6 protein-coding genes are annotated in these 7143 nt (G+C 64.4%); 2 read left to right on the forward strand and 4 right to left on the reverse strand.

Features of this window, described 5'->3' with window-relative positions; all coding sequences use genetic code 11:
• Window positions 1–456 (reverse strand): TetR/AcrR family transcriptional regulator (locus JHC57_RS20040; protein WP_294032360.1); only part of this gene is annotated, 456 nt, incomplete at its 3' end.
• A 55-nt stretch (window positions 457–511) separates the two neighbouring features.
• Here JHC57_RS20040 and JHC57_RS20045 point away from each other — a divergent pair.
• On the forward strand, window positions 512–2125 hold the full coding sequence (locus JHC57_RS20045) for a DHA2 family efflux MFS transporter permease subunit (RefSeq protein WP_294032361.1): 1614 nt from the start codon (window positions 512–514) through the stop codon (window positions 2123–2125).
• A gap of 114 nt (window positions 2126–2239) precedes the next feature.
• Here JHC57_RS20045 and JHC57_RS20050 read toward each other — a convergent pair whose 3' ends face one another.
• Window positions 2240–2614 carry a glycine zipper 2TM domain-containing protein gene (locus tag JHC57_RS20050; RefSeq protein WP_294032362.1) on the reverse strand — a complete coding sequence of 125 codons (375 nt, stop codon included), beginning with the start codon at window positions 2612–2614 and terminating at the stop codon, window positions 2240–2242.
• A 177-nt stretch (window positions 2615–2791) separates the two neighbouring features.
• Here JHC57_RS20050 and JHC57_RS20055 point away from each other — a divergent pair, with 177 nt between their 5' ends.
• Window positions 2792–3220 carry a hypothetical protein gene (locus tag JHC57_RS20055; protein ID WP_294032363.1) on the forward strand — a complete coding sequence of 143 codons (429 nt, stop codon included), beginning with the start codon at window positions 2792–2794 and terminating at the stop codon, window positions 3218–3220.
• A 143-nt stretch (window positions 3221–3363) separates the two neighbouring features.
• On the opposite strand, the gene katG is transcribed toward JHC57_RS20055, so the two are convergent.
• Window positions 3364–5556, reverse strand: coding sequence for a catalase/peroxidase HPI (katG, locus tag JHC57_RS20060; protein ID WP_294032364.1), 2193 nt, complete (start codon window positions 5554–5556; stop codon window positions 3364–3366).
• A gap of 291 nt (window positions 5557–5847) precedes the next feature.
• A partial coding sequence (locus tag JHC57_RS20065; RefSeq protein WP_294032365.1) for a TonB-dependent receptor occupies window positions 5848–7143 on the reverse strand: 1296 nt, incomplete at its 5' end.

The raw sequence follows: 7143 nt of genomic DNA on the forward strand, positions 1-7143 counted from the left end.
CTCGGCATCGGGATCGGCATGGCCCAGCTTCGCGAGCGGCCCGGCGAGGCGGGTCGCGATGCCCACGACGCCGGTGCCGAAGCGCTCGCGCGTTTCGGGCCGCGAACGCGCGAAATCGCCCGACAGCGTCGGCAGCGGACACCCCCGATCACGGCTGTCGCGATGCGCCGGCGAAAGGTAGAAATCGACATAGGCACGCAACACGCCACGCGGATCGCCATTCGCGTCGATCCGTTCGGTCCGCGCACGCGCGTCGGCGAACATCGTCCCGATCGCTTCCTTCACCAGCGCGTCCTTCGACGGAAAATGGGCGTAAAAGCCGCCGTGGGTCAGCCCGGCACGCGCCATGATCCCCGCGACCGCGACATTGTCCGGGCCCTTGGCGCGAATCTCTTTCGCCGCCTCTTTCAATACCCGCTCGCGGGTCTCGGCCTTGTGCTCGGTTGAATAGCGCACTTGCGTCTCCTTTTATATGACGCATATAATATAAAGACGATAGGACACAAGACCCATGGCCTCCATCCCGCTTTCCCCCGCCGCGGCCCCAAAGGACGAGGACGCGCCGTTCAACCCAGCGGCGATGCCCGACGCGCGCAAATATCTGATCTTCGCGGTGATGGCGTTCGGCCAGTTCATGGCGCTGATCGACATCCAGATCGTCGCCGCCTCGCTCAACGAGGTACAGGCGGGGCTCAGTGCCGGCCCCGACGAGATCAGCTGGGTCCAGACCGCCTATCTGATGGCCGAGCTGGTGATGATCCCCTTCTCCGCCTTCCTCGCGCAGGCGCTGTCGACGCGCTGGCTGTTCGCGGCGTCGGCGGGCCTGTTCACGATCGCAAGCGTGCTGTGCGGGCTTGCGTGGAGCATCGAATCGATGATCCTGTTCCGCGCCGTCCAGGGTTTCGTCGGCGGCGCGATGATCCCGACCGTCTTCGCGACGGGTTATATGCTGTTCGAGGGCAGGCAGCGCGCGATGATCCCCGCGATCCTCGGCATGGTCTCGGTGCTCGCGCCGACGCTTGGGCCCACCGTGGGCGGCTGGATCACCGACGCCATGGGCTGGCGCTGGGTCTTTTTCATCAATGTCCTGCCCGGCGCGATGGTTACGCTCGCGATCCTCGCGCTCGTGCGGATCGACAAACCGAACCTGCCGATGCTGCGCCGGATTGACTGGGTGCATCTCGCGTCGATGGCAATATTTCTCGCCGGGCTCGAATTCGTGCTCGAGGAAGGACCGAAACACGACTGGTTCAGCGAGCCCGAGATCGCGATCGGCGCGTGGGTGTCGTTCGTCGCCTTCGGCCTCTTCCTCGAACGCTCCTTCCGCTCGGACGGACCGATCGTGAAGCTAACCCCCTTCCGCAAGCCGACCTTCGTCTTCGCCTGTGTCTTCAACCTCGTGATCGGCTTCGGCCTCTATGCGAGCACCTATCTCGTCCCGATCTTCCTCGGCCGCGTGCAGGGCTACAACGCCTCCGAAATCGGCACGACGGTTTTCGTCTCGGGGCTCGCGCAGCTCATGGGCGTGCCGATCGCCGCCGCGCTGTCACAGCGCGTCGACCAGCGCATCGTCATCACCTTCGGCCTCAGCCTCTTCGCGGCGGGCCTCTGGATGTTCAGCTTCATGACGCCCGAATGGGGCTTCGCCGCGCTGTTCTGGCCACAGGTGGTGAGGAGCTTCGCGATCATGCTCTGCATCGTCCCGTCGGTCGGGCTCGCGCTCGGCAATTTCGAGGGGCCCGAACTGCGCTACGCCTCGGGGCTGTTCAACCTGATGCGCAACCTCGGCGGCGCGATCGGCATCGCGCTCGTCAATACCTGGCTCGGCGACAACCTCCGCATCCACATGCTGCGCCTCTCCGAAGCGCTCGGCCGCTCGGCCGACGCCGCGAACGAGGCGGCGGCGGCGCTGACACAAGGCATCGGCCACTATGTCTCCGACCCGGCGCTGGCGCAGCAGATGGCAAATGGCGTCCTCGGCCGCATCGTCGGCCGCGAGGCGCTGACGCTCGCGTTCGACGATGTCTTCCGCCTGATGGCCTGGCTGTTCCTCGCCGCTCTCGTCATGGTGCCCTTCTGCAAGCCGCCCCCGATCGGTGGACCGGCCCCGAAGGACGCCCATTAACTCTTCGAAGGAGGGCGGCGACACGCGGTCGGTTGCGGACTCCACGACGCAAAAGAGAGCCGTGTCCATTCCGCCAGCATGTGCATCACGATCCGCCGGCCGACTCACCGCCGCTTAGCGGCACTTCAGCTCCCCGCGGTCGATTGCACGGCCGAGCAGGCCGCCCCCGGCAGCGCCGATAATCGTCCCGATGGTCCGGTCGCGTCCGCCGTCGAGTTCGCGCCCCACGAGAGCGCCAACCGCCGCGCCGATAATCAGCCCCGTCGTGCCATTATCGCGGCGGCAATGATAGCGGCCGTCCTTGCCGCGCCATATCCGGTCGTTGTTCGACAGGCGCCTCGGCTCGTAATAGCGGCCGGAGCTGTCGTAGAGACCACGGTCCTTGGCGCGTTTCCCGTGCGCTGGCGCCCATGGCGGCGGGTCGGCGAATGCGGGAGCCGAGGGAATGGCGATGGCTGCGAGAACCGCAGCGGCCAGAAGCTTTTTCAATGTCGATCCTCCTGCTGATCCGGCATTTCAGCTTAGCTGTCTTATCCGAATGACCGATGAATGACTTCAATTCGTTCGTCGCGCCAGCCGCGCCGACGGGATGGCCGGCACGCTATGGTCGACATACGCCCCGAATGACCCTTTCCTACATTATCCGGCTGTGCTCCATACTGGCGGATGGAACAGATCGCCACGCCCGCCCCGCTCCTCGCCGACACCTGCCTCGCCTTCCTGCCGGTCCCGCAGCAGCGCCATCGCGCCGATGGCTGGACGCCCGAAACGCAGGCGAATTTCATCCGCGCGCTCGGGGCGATGGGTTCGGTCGGGCAGGCGGCAAAGGCCGTGGGCATGGGGCGGCGCTCGGCCTATCGCCTTCGCGACCGTCCCGGCGCGGCGAGCTTCGCCGCCGCATGGAACAGTGCGATTTCGATGGGGCGCACGCATCAATTCGGCGTCGCGATGGACCGCGCGCTCAATGGCGTCACTGTCGTGCGCGTGCTGAAAGGCGGGGCCGTCGATGTCTCCGGCGGCGCCGACATGGACATCGTCCGCTCGGCGCTGCGCGAGGATGCTGCACCGCTTAAAGTCACAAAAGACACAGTTTGAAGGCGTGCATGCGGGGCTTTTGTGGCTTTAAGCCCAAAAAAAGAAGACCCGCCCCCGGGCCCATGTCCCCGGGGGCGGGTCGCGACCCGTCGTCCTGTGGACGCCGCCGGCCCCGCTACATGATGCGGGACCGGGGCGCCGGATCAGGCGAGGTCGAAACGGTCGGCATTCATCACCTTGGTCCACGCCTTGACGAAGTCCTTGACGAACTTTTCGCCATTGTCGGACTGCGCATAGACCTCGCCGACGGCGCGAAGTTCGGCGTTGGAACCGAAGATCAGGTCGGCGCGCGTCGCACGCCACTTCTCGCCGCCACCCTTGCGGTCGGTGGCGACATATTCGTCGTCGCCGTCGCCCGCGGCTTTCCAGACATTGGTCATGTCATAGAGGTTGACGAAGAAGTCGTTCGTAAGCTGCCCCGACCGCTTGGTGAAATGGCCGTGGCCACGCTCGCCATGATTGGCGCCGAGGACGCGCAGCCCCCCGATCAGCACGGTCATCTCGGGTACCGACAGGCCGAGCAGCGAGGCGCGGTCGAGCATCATTTCCTCGATCTTCACCGCGAGCTTCTTCTTGCCGACATAGTTGCGGAAGGCGTCGGCTTCGGGCTCCATCACCTCGAAACTGTCGGCATCGGTCTGCTCGGCGGTCGCATCGCCGCGCCCGCCGATGAACGGAACCGCGACGCTGAAGCCCGCATCCCTGATCGCCTTTTCGAGACCGACGACACCGCCGAGCACGATCGCATCGGCCATCGACAGATTGCCGCGCAGACCATCGAGCGTACCCAGTACCTTGGCGAGGGTCGCGGGCTCGTTGACCTCCCAATCCTTCTGCGGCGCAAGGCGGACGCGCGCACCATTGGCGCCGCCGCGGAAATCGGACTTGCGATAGGTGCTGGCCGATGCCCAGGCGGTCTTGATCAGCTGGCTGACGGTCAGCCCGCTGGCGGCAATCCTGTCCTTCACCGCCTTGACGTCGGCGTCCGACGGCTTCGAACCGGCGGGGATCGGGTCCTGCCAGATCAGGTCTTCGGCGGGGACTTCGGGCCCGAGGTAGCGGACCTTGGGTCCCATGTCGCGGTGCGTCAGCTTGAACCACGCGCGCGCGAAGGCGTCCCGGAACGCTTCATGGTCGTCGCGGAACTTCTCGCTGATCTTGCGGTACGCCGGGTCGCGCTTCAGCGCCATGTCGGCGGTCGTCATCATCGTCGGGACCTTCAGGTTCGGATCCCAGGCCGCGGGGGCCATATCCTCTTCCTTCTGGTCGATCGGCTGCCACTGGTTGGCGCCCGCGGGCGACTTCACCAGTTCATAATCATAGTCGAACAGCAGGCGGAAGAAATTGTCGGTCCATTTGTCGGGCGTGTTCGTCCACGCGCCTTCGAGGCCGCTGGTGACGGTATGCTCGCCGATGCCGCCGCTTTCATGCCCGCTGACCCAGCCGAAGCCCTGCGCGACAAGATCGCCGCCGGCGGGAGCGTTGCCGAGCAGCGACGCGTCGCCGTTGCCGTGCGCCTTGCCGAAGGTGTGGCCGCCGGCGGTCAGCGCGACGGTTTCCTCGTCGTTCATCGCCATGCGCGCGAAGGTTTCCTTCATGTCGCGCGCCATGCCCTCGTCATCGTGCGAATTGCCCTGCGGCCCTTCGGGGTTGACGTAGATCAGCCCCATCTGGATCGCGGCGAGCGGGCCTTCGATCTGATGGAAGCCATGCTCGGGGGCGATGCGGGTCTGAACGCCCTGGTTGACCCATTTGTCTTCCGAGCCCCAGTAAATGTCGCGTTCGGGCTCGAACACGTCGACGCGGCCGCCGCCGAAGCCGAACACCGGTCCGCCCATGCTCTCGATCGCGACGTTGCCCGCGAGAATGAACAGGTCGGCCCAGCTGATCTTGTTGCCGTATTTCTGCTTGATCGGCCACAGCAGGCGGCGCGCCTTGTCGAGATTGCCGTTGTCGGGCCAGCTGTTGAGCGGCGCGAAACGCTGTTGCCCGCTGTTGGCGCCGCCGCGCCCGTCGGCGGTGCGATAGGTGCCCGCGGCGTGCCAAGCCATGCGGATGAAGAAGGGACCATAATGGCCATAGTCCGCCGGCCACCAGGGCTGACTGTCGGTCATCAGCGCGGTCAGATCATTCTTCAGCGCCTGATAGTCGAGCAGTGCAAACGCCTTCGAATAGTCGAAATCATCGCCCATCGGGTTCGAAGGGCCGTTCGGGGTCAGGACTTCGGTTGCCAGCATATCGGGCCACCAATCCTTGTTGGTGCGGCCGAGCAGCGAACGCACGCCGCCGGGCTGGTGGACGGGGCAGCCGCTGCCGATGGGGGTCTGGTCGTTCATGCAGTCTCTCCTTTTATGGTTTGGGTATGTTGGTGCAGCAGGGTGACCGGCGCATGACGAGCGGGCGACTTCCGGGTCGCCGAGCGGCTTGTTGCGCGGGCAAGGTGCGAGTCGATGCTTTCATCCTTTTGCTCTGACCTGCGGACGATAGGCCGAAGGTGGCAATCGACCTAAACGAATAAGGTGAATTCAGTGATTGAGTGGACCGATTACAAACAGGCGCTTCGCTGCATGAAAAAAGCCGCCCTCACGATGGAGAGCGGCCCATTTCTCTGCGCGGCAGGAACGCGGTTAAAAGCTGAACTTCACCGTCCCGCCCCATGTCTGCGGGTCGCCCGGCTGACCAGCGATCAGGCCGGTATTGCCCGGCGCCACCTGAAGCGTCTCGATGTAGTTCACGTCGAAGGCGTTGCGAACCCAGCCGAAGACGTCGAAACCCTCGGCACGGAAGCCGACGCGGAAGTTGGTCAGAGCATAGCCTTTGACGTCGGTGTAGATCGACGGCGACGCGTTAGAATTCCAGTGCGAGCGGTAATTGCCGTCGACGCCCAGATAGAGCTGTCCGTCCTTCGCCAATAATGTGACCGGAGCGTTAGCCTCGGCGCCGTAGGAGAACGCCCATTTCGATACGCCCGGCAGATCGAAACCGGAAATGTCGCACTGCCGCGGGCTGAGCGCGCCGGGTACACCCGGCTGCGAATAGTCGGGAACAGCGTTCGCCGGCTGGAACGTACCGCCCGACAGTTCGGGCGGGCACGGCGCGTTGGTGAACTTCTTGTACTTGGCGTCGGTATAGGCGCCGTTGGCATAAGCGGTGAAGCGGTCGCTCGCGACGATCTTCAGGTCCGCCTCGATACCCTGCGAGCGGACCTTCTCGGCATTGGCGAGATAACCGCGCACCGTGCCGAACTGACCGCCGTTGACCGTCGCTTGGAAATTCTTGATGTCGGTGCGGAACGCCGACAGGTTGAAAGTCGCGCGGCGGTCGAAGAATTGCGTCTTGAGCCCTATTTCATAATGGTTGACCGACTCGGGCTTCACCGTCGCGGCATCAAGGTTTGGCGTATTGTCCGCGTTGAGCGGCAGGCCATTCTGGTTGATTCCGACGGTCTTGAAGCTTTTCGCATAGGTGATGTAAGCGAGAATGTCGGGCGCAACCTTGTAGTTGACATTGAAGTCGTAGCTGAAGTTCCAGTCGCTCACCGAAGGCTCGGTAAGCTGCGGCTGATAGACGCCGCACTGCGCCGCCAGTACCGAACCTGCGGCCGGCGTCGGCGAGCAACTGATCATCTGGCCCGCTCCGTTCGTCACCACGCGCTGGTAGAAACCGGTCTTCTTGTCATAATTGATACGGATACCCGGCTGAATGGTCAGCGCGTCGGTCAGCTTGTAGCTGGCTTGTCCGTAGAGCGCCGCGCTGGTGGACTTGAGGAACTGCGTGTTGTTCGCGGTCAATCCGCCGAGGATTGTAGGATCGGCGGATTGAGTGCCGGTCAGGCTCCAGCGGCTGGCGTCGGAGCCCTGTTGCTCGAAGCCCTGCGTGTCGATCCGCTGCTTGAAGCCGAACAGGCCGACGACGAAATCGAC

The sequence above is a fragment of the Sphingopyxis sp. genome (genome assembly GCF_016463645.1).
GTDB lineage: Bacteria > Pseudomonadota > Alphaproteobacteria > Sphingomonadales > Sphingomonadaceae > Sphingopyxis.